Origin of the sequence: Salmonella sp. 32031103-2018-00083-FB-01-SM-01, from assembly GCF_017571995.1 — a bacterium.
GTDB lineage: Bacteria > Pseudomonadota > Gammaproteobacteria > Enterobacterales > Enterobacteriaceae > Salmonella > Salmonella enterica.
On record NZ_JAGEQL010000005.1, the window covers coordinates 128271 to 145025 of the forward strand.

The 16755-nt window shown below is 56.0% G+C and carries 14 protein-coding genes; 8 read left to right on the plus strand and 6 right to left on the minus strand.

The genetic code is table 11. The annotated features are described in order from the left end of the window. The first annotated feature begins 84 nt into the window (after window positions 1-84). The 3 genes from J4614_RS15635 (at window position 85) to J4614_RS15645 (ending at window position 4833) form a co-directional block, all read left to right on the plus strand. On the plus strand, window positions 85-711 hold the full coding sequence (locus J4614_RS15635; RefSeq protein ID WP_000964735.1) for a lysoplasmalogenase: 627 nt from the start codon (window positions 85-87) through the stop codon (window positions 709-711). Window positions 712-791: 80 nt separating this feature from the next. After that, a complete protein-coding gene (gene zntA / locus J4614_RS15640) occupies window positions 792-2990 on the plus strand; it encodes a Zn(II)/Cd(II)/Pb(II) translocating P-type ATPase ZntA (RefSeq protein WP_208293233.1) in 2199 nt (732 codons plus the stop codon). A 199-nt stretch (window positions 2991-3189) separates the two neighbouring features. Next, window positions 3190-4833 (plus strand): methyl-accepting chemotaxis citrate transducer, encoded by a 1644-nt coding sequence (locus J4614_RS15645; protein WP_023215176.1) that lies wholly within the window; start codon window positions 3190-3192, stop codon window positions 4831-4833. Between the two features lie 23 nt (window positions 4834-4856). Here J4614_RS15645 and tusA read toward each other — a convergent pair whose 3' ends face one another. After that, window positions 4857-5102, minus strand: coding sequence for a sulfurtransferase TusA (gene tusA, locus J4614_RS15650; protein WP_001541054.1), 246 nt, complete (start codon window positions 5100-5102; stop codon window positions 4857-4859). A gap of 169 nt (window positions 5103-5271) precedes the next feature. On the opposite strand from tusA, the gene J4614_RS15655 reads away from it, so the two are divergent. Then, the gene (locus J4614_RS15655) at window positions 5272-5937 is read left to right on the plus strand and encodes a 7-cyano-7-deazaguanine/7-aminomethyl-7-deazaguanine transporter (protein ID WP_001519906.1); all 666 of its coding nucleotides are present in this window, start codon (window positions 5272-5274) and stop codon (window positions 5935-5937) included. 72 nt (window positions 5938-6009) lie between these two features. After that, a complete protein-coding gene (locus tag J4614_RS15660) occupies window positions 6010-6567 on the plus strand; it encodes a DcrB family lipoprotein (protein ID WP_001245277.1) in 558 nt (185 codons plus the stop codon). Window positions 6568-6570: 3 nt separating this feature from the next. Here the strand turns inward: J4614_RS15660 and J4614_RS15665 are convergent, their stop codons facing one another. Continuing rightward, the gene (locus tag J4614_RS15665; RefSeq protein WP_094914871.1) at window positions 6571-7830 is read right to left on the minus strand and encodes an MFS transporter; all 1260 of its coding nucleotides are present in this window, start codon (window positions 7828-7830) and stop codon (window positions 6571-6573) included. Between the two features lie 89 nt (window positions 7831-7919). On the opposite strand from J4614_RS15665, the gene J4614_RS15670 reads away from it, so the two are divergent. The 3 genes from J4614_RS15670 (at window position 7920) to nikR (ending at window position 10092) form a co-directional block, all read left to right on the plus strand. Continuing rightward, on the plus strand, window positions 7920-8969 hold the full coding sequence (locus tag J4614_RS15670) for an AI-2E family transporter (RefSeq protein WP_000179588.1): 1050 nt from the start codon (window positions 7920-7922) through the stop codon (window positions 8967-8969). A gap of 51 nt (window positions 8970-9020) precedes the next feature. Then, window positions 9021-9599, plus strand: a complete 579-nt coding sequence (gene acpT / locus J4614_RS15675; protein WP_000284366.1) for a 4'-phosphopantetheinyl transferase AcpT — start codon at window positions 9021-9023, stop codon at window positions 9597-9599. Between the two features lie 91 nt (window positions 9600-9690). After that, the gene (nikR, locus tag J4614_RS15680; RefSeq protein ID WP_001190057.1) at window positions 9691-10092 is read left to right on the plus strand and encodes a nickel-responsive transcriptional regulator NikR; all 402 of its coding nucleotides are present in this window, start codon (window positions 9691-9693) and stop codon (window positions 10090-10092) included. A gap of 101 nt (window positions 10093-10193) precedes the next feature. Here the strand turns inward: nikR and J4614_RS15685 are convergent, their stop codons facing one another. The 4 genes from J4614_RS15685 to J4614_RS15700 all read right to left on the minus strand — a co-directional run bounded on the left by J4614_RS15685 (window position 10194) and on the right by J4614_RS15700 (window position 16625). After that, window positions 10194-11318 (minus strand): ABC transporter permease, encoded by a 1125-nt coding sequence (locus tag J4614_RS15685; RefSeq protein WP_001214750.1) that lies wholly within the window; start codon window positions 11316-11318, stop codon window positions 10194-10196. Next, complete coding sequence (gene rbbA, locus J4614_RS15690; RefSeq protein ID WP_000202924.1) at window positions 11318-14059, minus strand: ribosome-associated ATPase/putative transporter RbbA; 2742 nt, start codon at window positions 14057-14059, stop codon at window positions 11318-11320. Before rbbA ends, J4614_RS15685 begins: the two co-directional genes overlap by 1 nt. Then, window positions 14056-15123 (minus strand): HlyD family efflux transporter periplasmic adaptor subunit, encoded by a 1068-nt coding sequence (locus J4614_RS15695; RefSeq protein WP_208293234.1) that lies wholly within the window; start codon window positions 15121-15123, stop codon window positions 14056-14058. Before J4614_RS15695 ends, rbbA begins: the two co-directional genes overlap by 4 nt. Window positions 15124-15428: 305 nt before the next feature. After that, window positions 15429-16625, minus strand: a complete 1197-nt coding sequence (locus J4614_RS15700; protein WP_001627041.1) for an NAD(P)/FAD-dependent oxidoreductase — start codon at window positions 16623-16625, stop codon at window positions 15429-15431. Window positions 16626-16755: the final 130 nt, after the last annotated feature.

Here is a 16755-nt window from a genome sequence, read left to right on the forward strand (position 1 = left end):
CATCTGACCGTCACGGCCTCTACACTGAATAATAGAGCCGCAAGCATACCGTTTGCGAAAAAATAACGAATTCAAGGAATTAAGATGCTTTGGTCGTTTATCGCTGTCTGCCTGTCCGCATGGCTGTATGTGGACGCCTCCTATCGCGGGCCAGCCTGGCAACGCTGGGTTTTTAAGCCCGTCACGTTATTACTGTTGCTGTTACTGGCCTGGCAAGCGCCGATGTTTGACGCCATCAGTTATCTTGTGTTGGCCGGGCTGTGCGCCTCGCTGGTCGGCGATGCGTTAACGCTCTTACCGCGTCAACGCCTGCTGTACGCCGTCGGGGCATTTTTCTTATCGCATCTGCTCTACACCATTTACTTTGCCAGCCAAATGACGTTGTCGTTCTTCTGGCCGCTGCCGCTGGCGTTACTGATAGTCGGCGCGTTGCTTATCGCCGTTATCTGGACGCGACTGGAGGAGCTACGCTGGCCGGTATGTACTTTTATCGCCATGACTCTGGTCATGGTCTGGCTGGCGGGCGAACTGTGGTTCTTCCGCCCAACGGCGCCAGCCCTTTCGGCCTTTACCGGCGCGACGCTGCTGTTTATCGGCAATATCGTCTGGCTGGGTAGCCATTACCGCCGCCGTTTCCGGGCGGATAACGCGATTGCCGCCGCCTGCTACTTTGCCGGACACTTCCTGATTGTTCGCTCGCTGTACCTGTAAATAATAGCGCTTGACTCTGGAGTCGACTCCAGAGTGTATCCTCCGGTTAATGATAAAATTATCATCAACCGGAGGACGTTATGTCGACCCCTGATACCGATGGCAAAAAAGTCCCGCCCTTTACCTCCTTCAGATTAGCCCCGGCAATACAGAAGGCCGATAGCTGCTGCTGCGAAGAACATTGCGCGTCCAGCGCGCCTGTTTCTACTGCCGTGGCAGGCACGCGCTATACCTGGAAAATCTCCGGCATGGACTGCGCCGCCTGCGCCCGAAAAGTGGAGAATGCGGTCCGCCAAATTCGCGGCGTCAACCAGGCGCAAGTGCTGTTCGCCACCGAAAAGTTAGTGGTCGATGCCGACGCCGACCTCCGCGCGCAAATTGAACGCGCCGTACAGAAGGCGGGTTATACCTTGCGTAGCGAAGATTCGCGCGACGCCTCGCCTGAATCTCGTCTTAAAGAGAACCTGCCGCTTATTACGCTGATCATTATGATGGCGATAAGCTGGGGGCTGGAGCAATTTAACCACCCGTTCGGCCAACTGGCCTTTATCGTCACCACTCTGGTCGGTCTGTATCCTATTGCCCGCCAGGCGCTGCGGCTGATGAAAAGCGGCAGTTGGTTCGCTATTGAAACGCTGATGAGCGTCGCCGCCATTGGCGCGCTGTTTATTGGCGCGACGGCGGAGGCGGCAATGGTATTGCTGCTGTTCCTCATCGGCGAGCGCCTGGAAGGATGGGCCGCCAGCCGCGCCCGTAAAGGCGTCAGCGCGTTAATGGCGCTTAAACCGGAAACGGCGACCCGTCTGCGCGACGGCGTACGGGAAGAGGTCGCTATTAATACCCTGCGACCGGGCGATATTATCGAAGTCGCCGCCGGGGGGCGTTTACCCGCCGACGGTAAACTGGTTTCCGGTTTCGCCAGCTTTGATGAAAGCGCGCTCACCGGCGAGTCTATCCCAGTGGAGCGCGCAACGGGCGACAAAGTCCCGGCAGGCGCGACCAGCGTTGACCGTCTCGTCACCCTGGAGGTGCTATCTGAACCTGGCGCCAGCGCGATTGACCGTATCCTGACGCTGATTGAAGAGGCGGAAGAGCGCCGTGCGCCCATTGAGCGGTTTATTGACCGTTTCAGCCGCATCTATACGCCAGTCATTATGGTCATCGCGCTGCTGGTGACGCTTATTCCGCCGCTGATGTTCGATGGCGGCTGGCAGGAGTGGATTTATAAAGGGCTGACGCTGCTATTAATCGGTTGCCCGTGCGCGCTGGTGATCTCCACGCCCGCGGCCATTACCTCCGGGCTGGCGGCGGCGGCACGGCGCGGCGCATTGATTAAAGGCGGCGCAGCGCTGGAGCAACTGGGCCGTATCACGCAGGTTGCCTTTGATAAAACCGGTACGTTGACCATCGGTAAACCACGGGTGACGGCGATTCATCCGGCAAGCGGTATCAGCGAGGCTGAACTGTTGGCGCTGGCGGCAGCCGTAGAACAAGGCGCTACGCACCCGCTGGCGCAGGCTATTGTCCGCGAAGCGCAGACACGCGATCTGGCGATCCCGACGGCGGAATCGCAGCGAACGCTGGCCGGCACCGGAATTGAAGCGCAGGTTAACGGCGAACGTATTCTGATTTGCGCGGCGGGAAAACAGCCTGCGGCAGCGTTTGCCGGGCAAATTAGCGAACTGGAAAACGCCGGGCAGACGGTGGTTCTGGTGCTACGTAACGAGACCGTTGTTGGCGTCCTCGCCCTCCAGGATACGTTGCGTGACGATGCGCGCGACGCCATCCGCGAACTGCATCAGTTAGGCGTTAACGGCGTGATTCTGACCGGCGATAACCCACGGGCGGCGGCAGCGATTGCCGGCGAGCTGGATCTGGCGTTTAAAGCCGGGCTACTGCCGGAAGACAAGGTGCGGGCAGTCACCGCCCTTAACCAACAAGCGCCGCTGGCCATGGTGGGCGACGGCATTAATGATGCGCCCGCGATGAAAGCCGCCAGTATCGGAATTGCGATGGGCAGCGGTACTGACGTCGCGCTGGAAACGGCTGACGCCGCCCTTACTCATAACCGTCTGCGCGGGTTAGCGCAGATGATTACGCTGGCGCGCGCTACCCACGCGAATATCCGGCAGAACATCACCATTGCGCTGGGGCTGAAAGCTATTTTCCTGGTGACGACGCTACTGGGTTTTACCGGGCTATGGCTGGCAATCCTGGCGGATACGGGAGCCACGGTATTGGTGACCGCCAATGCGCTACGTTTGCTGCGTAAAAACTAATCTTCTCCCACCCGGCGGCGTCGTGTCGCCGGGTTATCCCGCGATATTCCTTTCTTTGTACATATTATTCACGCGAAAATTATTTATTTTCTATTACTTATCAAACCATTAATCAGAAATAGCGTGATTTGATGTAAGGTTAATTTTTATCCAACCGATATTGATCATACCGTCTACAAAATAAGGAATGTTAGGCACTATGAAAAATATCAAAGTCATCACCGGCGTTATCGCGACGCTGGGCATATTTAGCGCCTTATTGCTGGTGACAGGAATACTGTTTTATTCCGCCGTCAGCAGCGATCGGCTGAATTTCCAGAATGCGAGCGCGCTGAGTTACCAACAACAGGAACTGGGCGGCAGTTTTCAGACATTGATTGAAACCCGCGTCACCATTAACCGCGTGGCGATACGCATGTTAAAAAATCAGCGCGATCCCGCCTCACTGGACGCCATGAACACGCTGTTAACCAACGCTGGCGCGTCGCTCAACGAAGCGGAAAAACATTTCAACAACTACGTGAACTCCGAAGCGATCGCGGGAAAAGATCCGGCGTTGGATGCCCAGGCCGAAGCCAGCTTCAAGCAGATGTATGACGTTTTGCAGCAGTCTATCCACTATCTTAAAGCCGATAATTACGCCGCCTATGGCAACCTCGACGCGCAAAAAGCGCAGGATGACATGGAGCAGGTATATAACCAGTGGCTCTCTCAAAATGCGCAATTAATAAAATTAGCCAGCGATCAGAATCAGAGCAGCTTTACCCAGATGCAATGGACGCTGGGGATAATTCTACTTATCGTGCTCATCGTACTGGCGTTTATCTGGCTGGGGCTGCAACGCGTTCTACTCCGCCCGCTGCAACGGATTATGGCGCACATTCAAACTATTGCTGACGGCGATCTTACCCATGAGATAGAGGCTGAAGGACGCAGTGAAATGGGTCAACTGGCCGCCGGTCTCAAAACGATGCAGCAGTCGTTAATCCGTACCGTCAGCGCGGTGCGCGATAACGCAGACTCTATCTATACTGGCGCAGGCGAAATTTCCGCTGGCAGCAGCGACCTCTCTTCCCGTACCGAACAGCAGGCCTCGGCGCTGGAGGAGACCGCCGCCAGCATGGAACAGTTAACCGCCACGGTACGGCAAAACACCGATAACGCACGACAGGCGACGGGTCTGGCGAAAACCGCATCAGAAACCGCGCGTAAAGGAGGACGCGTGGTGGATAACGTAGTGAATACCATGAACGATATCGCCGAAAGCTCGGAAAAAATCGTGGACATCACCAGCGTGATTGACGGTATCGCCTTCCAGACTAATATCCTGGCGCTGAACGCCGCGGTAGAAGCCGCCCGCGCCGGCGAACAGGGGCGAGGATTCGCGGTCGTGGCCGGAGAGGTACGTACGTTGGCCAGCCGTAGCGCGCAGGCCGCCAAAGAGATCAAAGTGCTGATTGAAAACTCCGTGTCGCGCATTGATACCGGCTCTACGCAGGTACGCGAAGCGGGAGAAACCATGAAAGAGATCGTCAACGCCGTGACTCGCGTGACCGATATTATGGGCGAAATCGCCTCTGCCTCCGATGAGCAAAGCAAAGGCATTGAGCAGGTGGCGCAGGCGGTATCGGAAATGGACAGCGTGACGCAGCAAAACGCCTCGCTGGTAGAGGAATCCGCAGCAGCGGCAGCGGCGCTGGAAGATCAGGCTAACGAACTTCGTCAGGCGGTCGCCGCGTTCCGCATCCAGAAACAGCCTCGTCGGGAGGCGTCGCCAACGCCGTTAAGCAAAGGTTTAACGCCACAGCCCGCCGCAGAACAGGCGAACTGGGAAAGCTTCTAATCAGAATGCTATCTGCCGTGCGGTTAATGCGCTTTACGCAATAAATAGCGGTACGGCAGACCCTCCGTCTCTTGCGCCAGCAAATCGTGTTCCATAAAGGTACAGAACCCCGGAATATCACGCGTTGTCGCCGGATCGTCGGCGATAATCAGCAATGTTTCGCCAGTTTGCATGTTGCGCACCGTTTTGCGCACCATCATTACCGGTTCAGGGCAACGCAGCCCCAGGGCGTCAAGCGTATGGTCAGGGGAGGAAAACAGATCGCTCATCTTCGTCTCAATGGTAGAAAAACGGCGATATTTTACGCCCATCTTCGTCAGTAAGCCAGGCAGGTTAACGATTGCGTGAAAATTAGCCATTGCAATGCCAGCGCAAAACAGTATTATGCGGCGGTTCTTTATTGGGTTCCCTCACCCCATCCAACAAAAAGGTCACAATATGACTCCGTTTACACAATCACAGCGCGTAAAAGCGTTGTTCTGGCTATCGCTATTCCATTTACTGGTGATCATTTCCAGTAACTATCTGGTGCAGCTCCCCATCACTATTTTTGGTTTCCACACGACCTGGGGCGCGTTTAGTTTTCCTTTTATTTTTCTCGCCACCGATCTTACCGTGCGTATTTTTGGCGCACCGCTGGCGCGCCGCATTATCTTCGCCGTCATGATCCCTGCGCTGCTGGTGTCATATGTGGTGTCATCGCTGTTCTATATGGGCGCCTGGCAAGGTTTCGCCGCGCTGGCGAACTTTAATCTGTTTGTCGCCCGTATCGCCGCCGCCAGCTTTATGGCCTACGCGCTGGGACAGATCCTTGATGTCCATGTGTTTAACCGCCTGCGCCAAAATCGTCGCTGGTGGCTGGCGCCGACCGCTTCAACGCTGTTTGGCAATATCAGCGATACCCTTGCCTTTTTCTTCATTGCGTTCTGGCGAAGCCCCGATGCCTTTATGGCCGAGCACTGGATGGAAATTGCGCTGGTGGATTATTGCTTTAAGGTGCTCATCAGCATTATTTTCTTCCTGCCGATGTACGGCGTTCTACTGAATATGTTGCTGAAAAAGCTGGCAGATAAATCTGAAATTTCCCCATTACCGGCAAGTTAAAGGTTCGTTTTCCGAGTTGTGATAAGATGAGCGAATGAGCCGTTATGGCCGTTTATCGAAAGGAAGAAGTCAATGCGCAATTTGGTTAAATATGCCGGTATTGGCCTGCTGGTTATGGGGCTTGCGGCCTGTGATAACAACGATACAAAAGCGTCGGCAGAAAGCGCCGCCGCAGAAAGCCAGGCCTCCGGTCAGCCCATCAGTCTGATGGATGGCAAACTCAGTTTCTCACTGCCGGCGGATATGACCGATCAAAGCGGTAAGCTGGGCACCCAGGCGAATAATATGCACGTTTATTCTGACCCGACGGGCCAGAAAGCGGTGATTGTTATCGTCGGCGATAATACCGATGAAGCGTTGCCGGTGCTGGCGAACCGCCTGCTTGAGCAACAGCGTAGCCGCGACCCGCAGCTTCAGGTCGTCACCAATAAGTCTATTGAGCTCAAAGGCCATACGTTGCAACAACTGGACAGCATTATCTCCGCGAAGGGCCAGACGGCGTACTCTTCCATCGTGCTGGGCAAAGTGGATAACCAATTGCTGACGATTCAGGTCACGCTGCCTGCGGACAATCAGCAAAAAGCGCAAACCACAGCTGAAAACATCATCAATACGTTGGTTATTAAGTAACCTTCACGATGATGATGCGGCCTCCGGCAGTGCAGACGGAGGCCGTTTTTTTAAGCGCCAGGTCAGTAATAGCGCCATCGCTACCAGCCCGGCCGCCGCCAGATAAATCACCGGCACGCCCGCCCAGGTCATCACCAGCCCCGCCAGCGGCCCGGTAACCCCCAAAGACATATCCATAAAGACGGTATAGGTCGCCAGCGCCGCGCCCTGGTTCTGCGGCGGCACGGCTTTGACGGCCACCACGCCCAGCGCCGGAAAGACCAGCGAAAACCCCATCCCCGTGAGTAAAACGCCGATTTTTGCCATCCACGGCATGGCTGCCGTCCCCACCAGTAACAGACCAATAATCTCCACGCCAAAGCAGATCATGGCGACATTCAACCCGCCTAAACGATTGATGCCGTTAGGGAACAGCAAACGCGTGCCGACAAACGCGACGCTAAATAACGTGAGCGCAAAGGCGGCGCCATCCCAACCTTTAGCATCATAAAATAAGGTAATAAACGTCGCGATGACGCCAAACCCTGCCGAGGCCAGCGCCAACGCCATACCATACAGCCAGACACGCCCCAGCACCGCGCGAAACGGCAGCGGCTTGCCTTTGTTCGCCTTCACCGACGGACGTGGAAGGGCTAACAGTATCGCCAACAGCGCCACGCCCATCACCGTTAGCGCCAGCCCCTGTAACCCGCCCCAGGCATAACACAGCACGCCCAGCGGCGCGCCCATCGCCATTGCGCCGTAGGTGACGATACCGTTCCAGGAGATAACCCGACCAATATGCAACGACCCGACGACGCCGACGCCCCACAGTGTCGAACCGGTGCCGGCAAAACTTTGCCCAATCCCCAAAATCACGCGACCCAGCCCCAGTAGCAACAAACTGAGCATCGGCCAGGCGCTGGCGATATCCGCCAGCAGGTAGCCGAGTCCGCTTAAAAAACAGCCGCATAAGCCAAAGACAACGATTTTTTTCGGCCCTAATACATCCGCATACCGCCCGGCATGGGGACGGCTTAACAGAGTGGCGAAGTATTGCAGGCTGATAATAAGCCCCGCCCAGAACGCGCTGAATCCCATCGCATCATGCACATAGCCTGGCAAGACGGCGAGCGGCAGGCCGATGGTCAGGTAGCTGGCAAAGTTAAACATCACAATGGAGACAATACGCAGATTGAGGCGCAATCCGTTTAGCGCCGGTTCAGCGACGGGTTCGGGCATGAGTATCACCGCATTTTTACAACATGTTTTCTTTTCTATCATGGCGCGCGGTGAAAATCAGTAGTGAGATTCAGATTATCGGTATCAGGGCAGCCGCTACACTTAGAAAAAAACACAACAAGGAAAACTTCATGGCAACCGCTCAACCCGACAAAACGGGTATGCATATTCTGCTGAAACTGGCCTCCCTGGTTATTATTCTCGCCGGGATTCATGCCGCGGCGGATATTATTGTACAACTCTTGCTGGCGCTCTTTTTTGCCATCGTTCTTAACCCATTAGTGACCTGGTTTATTCGTCGGGGCGTGAAGCGACCGCTGGCGATTACTATCGTGGTGGTCGTCATGCTGATCGTGCTTACCGCGCTGGTGGGTGTGCTTGCTGCATCGCTTAATGAATTTATCGCTATGCTGCCTAAATACAGCAAGGAGCTGACGCGTAAGGTCTTACACCTTCAGGAGTTAATGCCCTTCCTGAATTTACATATGTCGCCGGAACGTATGCTCCGCGGGATGGATTCCGATAAAATCATGCTCTTCACCACAACATTAATGACCGGCGTATCGGGCGCGATGGCAAGCATTGTGCTGCTGGTGATGACCGTGGTTTTTATGCTGTTTGAGGTGCGTCACGTGCCTTATAAATTACGTTTCGCGCTAAACAATCCACAAATCCATATTGCCGGCCTGCACCGCGCCCTGAAAGGCGTCTCGCATTATCTGGCGCTGAAAACGCTGCTCAGTTTATGGACGGGCGCGATTATCTGGCTGGGACTGGCGTTAATGGATATTCAGTTTGCGCTAATGTGGGGCGTACTGGCCTTTTTGCTCAATTACGTTCCTAATATCGGCTCGGTGATTTCCGCCGTTCCCCCCATGATTCAGGCGCTGTTATTTAACGGTTTTTACGAGTGCGTACTGGTCGGCGCGCTCTTTTTGGTGGTCCATATGGTGATTGGCAACATTATGGAGCCACGCATGATGGGCCATCGTCTGGGAATGTCCACGCTGGTGGTATTTCTTTCGTTATTGGTCTGGGGATGGCTATTAGGCCCGGTCGGGATGCTCTTGTCCGTTCCTTTGACCAGCGTCTGCAAAATCTGGATGGAAACTACTAAAGGCGGCAGCAAACTGGCGATCTTGCTGGGGCCAGGCCGACCGAAAAGCCGTTTACCGGGATGAGGCGACAGATGCTACAATCTCCTCTTCTTCATAGGCAACGTTGGTCCTGATATGTACCAGATCGTTCTGGGAAAAGTGTCAACATTAAGCGCAGGTCAATTGCCCGACGCGTTAATCGCTCAGGCACCGCAGGGCGTTCGCCGGGCAAGCTGGCTGGCCGGGCGCGTGCTGCTTTCCCGTGCGCTCTCGCCGCTACCGGAGATGGTGTATGGCGAACAGGGTAAACCGGCTTTTTCCGCCGGAACGCCGCTGTGGTTTAACCTCAGCCATAGCGGCGACACTATTGCTCTGTTGCTTAGCGACGAAGGTGAAGTCGGCTGCGATATTGAAGTGATCCGCCCGCGCGATAACTGGCGTTCGCTGGCAAATGCGGTATTCAGCCTCGGCGAACATGCTGAAATGGAAGCGGAACGTCCGGAGCGACAACTGGCGGCCTTCTGGCGTATCTGGACGCGTAAAGAAGCCATCGTAAAACAACGCGGCGGCAGCGCCTGGCAAATCGTCAGCGTGGACAGCACGTTGCCCTCTGCCTTGTCGGTCAGCCAGTGTCAGCTCGATACGCTCAGTCTGGCAGTCTGTACCCCCACACCGTTTACGCTGACGCCGCAGACGATAACAAAAGCGTTATGACACATTAATTTTTCCCTCTGGCGGCGGACGTGTGTTACAAAATGCGGAGCTTCCCATGCGCCGACGCGCCATACCAAAAGGTTTAAGTCAGATGCAACGTGTCACCATCACCCTCGATGACGATTTACTGGAAACGCTGGACAGCCTGAGCCAGCGACGCGGCTATAACAATCGCTCCGAAGCGATCCGTGATATTTTGCGCGGCGCTCTGGCGCAGGAGGCCACCCAGGAACACGGTACACAGGGTTTCGCGGTACTTTCATATGTTTATGAACATGAGAAACGGGATTTAGCCAGCCGCATCGTCTCCACCCAGCATCATCATCATGATTTATCCGTCGCCACGCTGCACGTCCATATCAACCACGATGACTGTCTGGAGATCGCCGTTCTGAAGGGCGATATGGGCGACGTACAGCATTTTGCCGATGATGTTATCGCCCAGCGCGGCGTGCGCCACGGCCACTTGCAGTGCTTGCCGAAAGAAGACTAATGCCCCAGCGCCTTGCCGGGGGCGCTTCGCTTGCCCGGCCTACGCTCGCACGTCGTCGTTTGTAGGCCGGATGAGGCGCAGCCGCCCTCCGGCAATAGTGTTCACGCCATCGTGCCAATCGTTTTTCTGAAGCGTAACAGCGCTATCAGGAAGAACACGCCGCCTATCGCCAGCAGGGTCAGGAACTGCGGCCAGACGATGCTCAAACCTGCGCCGCGATAAAGAATCGCCTGGGCAAGGCTGACAAAATGCGTCGTCGGCATGGTCAGCATAATATCCTGCACCGCCTGCGGCATACTTTCGCGCGGCGTGGAACCGCCGGAAAGCATTTGTAGCGGCAACAGTACCAGAATCATTAATAACCCCAGCTGCGGCATCGAACGGGCGATGGTGCCCATAAAAATCCCAATTGAAGTGGTGGCGAAAAGGCTCAGCGCCACGCCCAACATAAACAATGGGATCGATCCTTCAATCGGTACGCCAAGTACGCCTTTCACCATCAACATCAAAGACAAACCGGAAACCACCAGCACGACCAGCCCCATCGACCACACTTTCGCCATCATGATCTCAAAGGGCGTGACCGGCATCACTAACAGATGCTCTACCGTGCCGTGTTCTCGCTCGCGGATCAGCGCCGATCCGGTCAGCACTATCGCCAGCATGGTAATGTTGTTGATAATCGCCATCACGCCGCCAAACCACGCCGGGTCCAGATTTGGGTTAAAGCGCATCCGAATCTCCAGCGACACCGGCTGAACGTTATCTCCCCGCGCGCGCGCCACAAAGCTGTTGACCTCGCCGCTAATAATATTCTGGATATAACTGTTGCCGGTAAACGCCTGGCTCATGCGCGTCGCATCGACGTTAACCTGAATATCAGGCTGACGTCCGGCCAGCACATCACGCTGGAAATTCGGCGGAATATTGACCGCAAAGGTATAGCGTCCGGCATCCAGTCCGGCATCCATTTCCGTTGCCGTAATCATCTCCGGCGGCAGAAACCACGGGCGGTAAAAACTATTCACAATACGGTTCGACAACTGTGACTGATCCATATCGGCGATGGCGATAGGGGCAAGATGCAACGAACCGGGCAGGACGGTAGCGGAGGAGTAAACCGAAATCGTAAAGGCGAAGACAATCAGCGCCAGCATCGCTTTGTCGCCCAGCAGACTGCGCAGTTCTTTAACGCCGAGATTATAAATATTACGTAATCCGCGCATTACCCCTCCTGTTTTTTCAGCAGCAGAATGCTCAGACCCATCACCACCGGGACGGCAATCAGTAACGGCATAAATAACGGCCAGAGATCGGACAGATCCAACGCTTTGGAAAACGTCCCACGCGCGATCGTCAGAAAATGGCTGGTCGGGTAGATCTCGCCGATCCATCTTCCCGGTCCTTCCAGCGAAGCCACCGGATCGATCATGCCGGAAAATTGTGTTGCCGGAATGAGGGTAATAATCGACGTCCCAAAAATAGCGGCGATTTGGCTCTTCATAAACGTGGAGATCAGCAGCCCCAGACCGGTGGCGATGATGACGTAAAGTAGCGCCGCCAGGGTAAGCGTGAGAAAGCTGCCTTTCAGCGGCACGCCGAACACAAAGACCGACAGCGCGCACAGTAGCAAGAAGTTCAGCATACCCAGCGCGATATACGGCAGTTGTTTACCCAGCAAAAATTCGCTGCGCGTCGTCGGCGTTACGTACAGATTAATCATCGACCCCAGCTCTTTCTCCCGCACCACGCTCAGGGCGCTAAGCATTGACGGGATCATCATGAGCAGCAGCGGAATGACCGCCGGAACGATAGCGGGCAGACTTTTCACATCCGGGTTATAACGATAGCGCGTTTCAATGTTGAGCAGCCCGGTCTGTTTAACCGGGTTCGGCTGACGACTTGCCGCCTCCTGCAGCCAGCTTTGGTGCATCGCCTGAACATACCCCTTCACCGTCTCGGCGCGGCTGGGCATGGCGCCATCCACCCAGACGCCAATCTGCGCTGGCGTACCGCGAGCAATATCGCGGCCAAAATTAGGCGGGATCTCAATGGCAACCGCCAGCTCTCCCGAACGCATCCGCCGGTCAAGCTCGTCATAGCTGGCGAGCGGCGGCTGTTCGATAAAATAGCGCGATCCCGCCAGATTGAGCGACCATGCCTGGCTACTGACGGTTTGATCGCGGTCGAGTACGGCAAAACGCAGGTTCTCCACGTCCATACTGATGCCATAGCCCATAATCAGCATCAGAATTACCGTTCCCAGCAGCGCCAGCGTCGAGCGTACCGGATCGCGGCGTAGCTCCAGCGCTTCGCGGCGACTGTAGCTGAACAAACGCCGGAAGCTCAATCCCTGCCGCGACGGTTTACCTGACGCGGCGGGCGTCTGGGATGGCGGTATTGGGGTTTCAGGCGCCGCTCCCGCAGCTTCCTGTAGCCAGGAAATAAACGCCGCTTCCAGATTGGCCGCGCCCCGTTGTTGCACCAATTCCTGCGGCGTACCGCTGGCGAGCACTTTACCGGCGTGCATCAATGACATTCGGTCGCAACGTTCCGCTTCGTTCATAAAATGGGTCGAGATAAAAATCGTCACCTTATCCTGACGCGAAAGATCGACCATAAGCTGCCAGAACATATCCCTGGCGACCGGATCAACGCCGGACGTTGGCTCATCAAGAATCAGCATTTCCGGGCGATGGATCACCGCTACCGCCAGCGATAAACGCTGGCGGATACCGAGCGGCAACGAAGCGGGGAGCGTATCTTCCACCTCCGTTAGCATAAAGCGTTCGATCATCTGCGCGACGCGCGCCGGGATCTCCGCTGGCGGAATATGAAACAGGCGGGCATGAAGTTCCAGATTCTGCCGCACGGTGAGTTCGTTATAGAGCGAAAAAGCCTGCGACATATACCCGACCCGGCGACGGGTATCGATGTCGTTCGGGTCTACCGGCTGGCCAAATAGCCAGGCCTGGCCTTCGCTGGCGGGAAGCAGACCGGTCAGCATTTTCATGGTGGTCGATTTGCCGCAACCGTTTGAACCAAGGAAGCCAAAAATCTCGCCGCGCGGAATGCGGAAATTAACATGGTCAACCGCGACGAACTTACCGAAGCGCATGGTCAGATCTTTCGCCTCAATGGCAATCTCTTCCTGCTCAGCGTGATAGGGCGGGATCACCACTGGCTTATGCGCCTGGCGCTGCGCTTCTGGCAACAGGGCGATAAACGCCTGTTCCAGCGTCGCGCTATGGGTTTTTGCCCGCAGTTGCTGCGCGCTGCCGGTTGCCAGTATCTCGCCCGCATTCATCGCCACCAGCCAGTCAAAACGCTCCGCCTCTTCCATATAGGCCGTTGCGACCAACACGCTCATATTGGTCTGCCGTTGGCGGATACTGTCGATTAAGTCCCAGAACTGAGCGCGGGAGAGCGGGTCCACGCCGGTGGTAGGCTCATCAAGAATCAGCAATTCCGGGTCATGAATCAGCGCACAGCACAACCCCAGCTTTTGTTTCATCCCACCGGACAGCTTCCCGGCAGGACGGTCACGAAACGGCGCCAGGCCGGTGCTGTTCAGCAGCTCGGTAATACGCGCTTCGCGTTCAGCTTTGTCATGACCAAAGAGACGAGCGAAAAAATCGACGTTCTCATAAACCGATAACGTGTGATAAAGGTTTTTCCCCAGCCCCTGCGGCATCCAGGCGATGCGCGGACAGACGTCGCGGCGATGTTTCGCATCGCGCATATCGCCGCCCAGGACGATGACGTTCCCTTGCTCAATCACCCGCGCGCCAGAAATCAGCGACAGCAGGCTCGACTTACCCACCCCGTCCGGACCAATCAGCCCGACCATACTACGGGCGGGAATGTCCAGCGTGATATTGTTCAGCGCGACCGTTTTTCCGTAATGCTGGCTCACCCCCTCAAGCTGCGCCACGGGAGGAACAGGCACCAGCGTCAGCGACGTCATTGCGACAGCCTCACGCTTAGAGCGTCAGGCCAGGGCACGCGCTCATCCAGACGAACCCAGGCCATTCCCGGCAAACCGGTTTTGACATATTCCAGATGCTGTCGCAGCAGCTCTGGCGGAATACGCGCTTTGACGCGGAACATCAGCTTTAACCGTTCATCGTGGGTTTCCACGGTTTTGGGTGTGAACTGCGCCACGCTGGCGACAAAACTGATCGTCGCCGGAATACGCAGATCCGGCGCGGCGTCCAGCACCAGTCGCGCTTCGCCGCCGATCTTCAACAACCCCGCCTGTTCGGTCGGCAGGAAAAATGTCATATAAACGTCGCTAAGATCGACCATGTTCAACACCCGGCCGCCAGCCGATAACACTTCGCCCGGCTCCGCAACGCGGTACTGCACGCGTCCATCGCGCGGCGCTTTTAATTCGCTGTCGTCGATGTCGGCGACAATACGCCGCTCGGTCGCCTGCGCCGCTTCCACGCGCGTTTGCGCCTGGATAATACTGGTACGCGCCGCCTCAATCGCCGCTTTTGCCGCAGATACCTGCGCTTTGGCGGTCTCCAGGGCGGCGCGCGCGCTTTCCGCCGCCGCGCGATCGTCATCTAACTGTTGTACAGATACCGCGCCACGCTGTGACAGCGAACGAGAACGCACGTGACGTTTAGAGACGGAGTCCAGCTCAGCTTCCCGCTGTTTGACGACCGACTGCGCGGCGCGCATTTCACTCTGGCGTTGCTCCAGCAAGGCACGGGCGGCGGCAACTGCGCTCTCGGCCTCTTTAATCTGCGCAATCGCCTCCAGCCGCTGCTCCTGCAATACGCGGGTATCCATTTTCGACAGCACCTCGCCCTGACGAACGAACTGCCCTTCCGAAACGAAGATGGTATCAATACGCCCGGCAATCTTAGTGGCAATATCCACTTCGGTGGCTTCAATTCTGCCGTTGCTGGCGGCAAACCCCTCCGGTATTCCCGCAGGGCGCAGCATCCACCAGGCTATCGCGGCCACCGCCACAAGAATCCCCGCTCCCCACCACACCAGATGACGCTTCATTTTGTCCATAATCGACCCGCCGTAATCCCTGTTGTCTAACCATGCGTGTCACAAAGTCCGCCGGGCGTGCGCTCAGCGGGGGTTTCCATCCGGGATAAGAATGAAAAAAGAAAAGGGGCCAGACGACGAACAGACGCCGATGAAGCGCTCGCCGTCAAAGGGAGTGAATGATGTAGGTACCCGGAAAAGAGGGAGTAATGTTGTCATCATCAGCGTTCCTGGCCGTAAATGAAACACGCATACTCATAACTGCTATAAATCGATACTAACACCTCTGTCCGGGATGTCTATTCGCTTATTGTTTGTAATGGTACTTAGCGTTTTGCCGCCAAATCCTGCGCGCAGGCCCAGGCGCTCGACCACGCCCACTGGAAGTTATAGCCGCCCAACCAGCCGGTGACGTCCATCACTTCGCCGATAAAATAGAGCCCCGGCACGCGGCGCGCTTCCATAGTCCGCGATGATAGTTCGTTTGTATCCACGCCGCCCAGCGTCACTTCCGCTGTCCGATAGCCTTCGGTGCCGTTAGGCTGCACTTGCCAGGCCGTAAGCGTGTCAACTAACGCCTGCTGGTCACGAACGTTCAACTGCCTGAGCGATACATCCGGGATGTGCCCCAACTGTTGTAAACACTCCACCAACCGTTTCGGCAAATGCATCGCCAGCGTGTTCTTCAGACTCTGGTTCGGGTGCGCGTTACGCTGTTCATTGAGAACGTCTTCCAGCGAGAGGTCCGGCAATAAGTTAATGCTCACTAACTCGCCCGGTTGCCAGTAGCTGGAAATCTGTAAAACAGCGGGGCCGGACAGCCCACGATGGGTAAAAAGTAGGTTTTCCCGAAATACCGTGCCATTGCGGGCGGTAATCACGCAGGGCACAGAGACGCCAGACAGCGTCTGGAGCTGTTCTAACAGCGGCTTATGCAGCGTAAAGGGCACCAGCCCGGCGCGCGTCGGCAACACCTTGAGACCAAACTGTTCGGCGATTTTATAGCCAAACGGCGATGCACCAAGCCCCGGCATCGACAGGCCGCCGCTGGCAATCACCAGCTTTTGCGTAGTCACCGTCTCGCCGTTCAGCGCCAGTATGAAACCCGACTCATCACGCTCGACGCTCAGTACCTCGCTACGCAGGCGCATCGTTACGCCGCCTTTGTCGCACTCGGCAACCAGCATATCGACAATGCGTTGGGCGGAATCATCGCAAAAAAGCTGTCCCAGCGTTTTCTCATGCCAGGCTATCCCATACCTGCCGACCAGATCGATAAAATCCCACTGGGTATAGCGGGCTAACGCTGATTTACAAAAATGGGGGTTCTGGCTCAAATACGCAGCAGGCTCAACATAAAGATTAGTAAAGTTGCAGCGCCCACCGCCGGACATGAGGATTTTACGTCCTGGCTTCTTGCCATTATCGATGAGCAGCACGCGGCTACCCGCCTGTCCTGCCTGCGCGGCGCAAAACATGCCCGCTGCGCCAGCGCCTATAATAACGGCATCAAACCTTTCCACGTCGCCTTCCTCTCTCAAATTCGGGCGGGAATTGTAAAGTTTCCTCAGTGGTCGCACCAGCGCGAAAAGCACCTGAAAATGGTATTTATCTGAAATATATAAGATAATTCTTTAGTGATATCAAACAAAG

Bases quoted from the DNA above. Each gene is read 5' to 3' on its own strand.
- J4614_RS15670 (WP_000179588.1), top strand. From the start codon at position 7,920: ATGGCAACCGCTCAACCCGACAAAACGGGTATGCATATTCTGCTGAAA.
- rbbA (WP_000202924.1), bottom strand. From the start codon at position 14,059: ATGACGTCGCTGACGCTGGTGCCTGTTCCTCCCGTGGCGCAGCTTGAG.
- J4614_RS15660 (WP_001245277.1), top strand. From the start codon at position 6,010: ATGCGCAATTTGGTTAAATATGCCGGTATTGGCCTGCTGGTTATGGGG.
- J4614_RS15695 (WP_208293234.1), bottom strand. From the start codon at position 15,123: ATGGACAAAATGAAGCGTCATCTGGTGTGGTGGGGAGCGGGGATTCTT.
- J4614_RS15665 (WP_094914871.1), bottom strand. From the start codon at position 7,830: ATGATAGAAAAGAAAACATGTTGTAAAAATGCGGTGATACTCATGCCC.
- J4614_RS15655 (WP_001519906.1), top strand. From the start codon at position 5,272: ATGACTCCGTTTACACAATCACAGCGCGTAAAAGCGTTGTTCTGGCTA.
- J4614_RS15635 (WP_000964735.1), top strand. From the start codon at position 85: ATGCTTTGGTCGTTTATCGCTGTCTGCCTGTCCGCATGGCTGTATGTG.
- J4614_RS15685 (WP_001214750.1), bottom strand. From the start codon at position 11,318: ATGCGCGGATTACGTAATATTTATAATCTCGGCGTTAAAGAACTGCGC.
- J4614_RS15645 (WP_023215176.1), top strand. From the start codon at position 3,190: ATGAAAAATATCAAAGTCATCACCGGCGTTATCGCGACGCTGGGCATA.
- tusA (WP_001541054.1), bottom strand. From the start codon at position 5,102: ATGAGCGATCTGTTTTCCTCCCCTGACCATACGCTTGACGCCCTGGGG.
- nikR (WP_001190057.1), top strand. From the start codon at position 9,691: ATGCAACGTGTCACCATCACCCTCGATGACGATTTACTGGAAACGCTG.
- zntA (WP_208293233.1), top strand. From the start codon at position 792: ATGTCGACCCCTGATACCGATGGCAAAAAAGTCCCGCCCTTTACCTCC.
- acpT (WP_000284366.1), top strand. From the start codon at position 9,021: ATGTACCAGATCGTTCTGGGAAAAGTGTCAACATTAAGCGCAGGTCAA.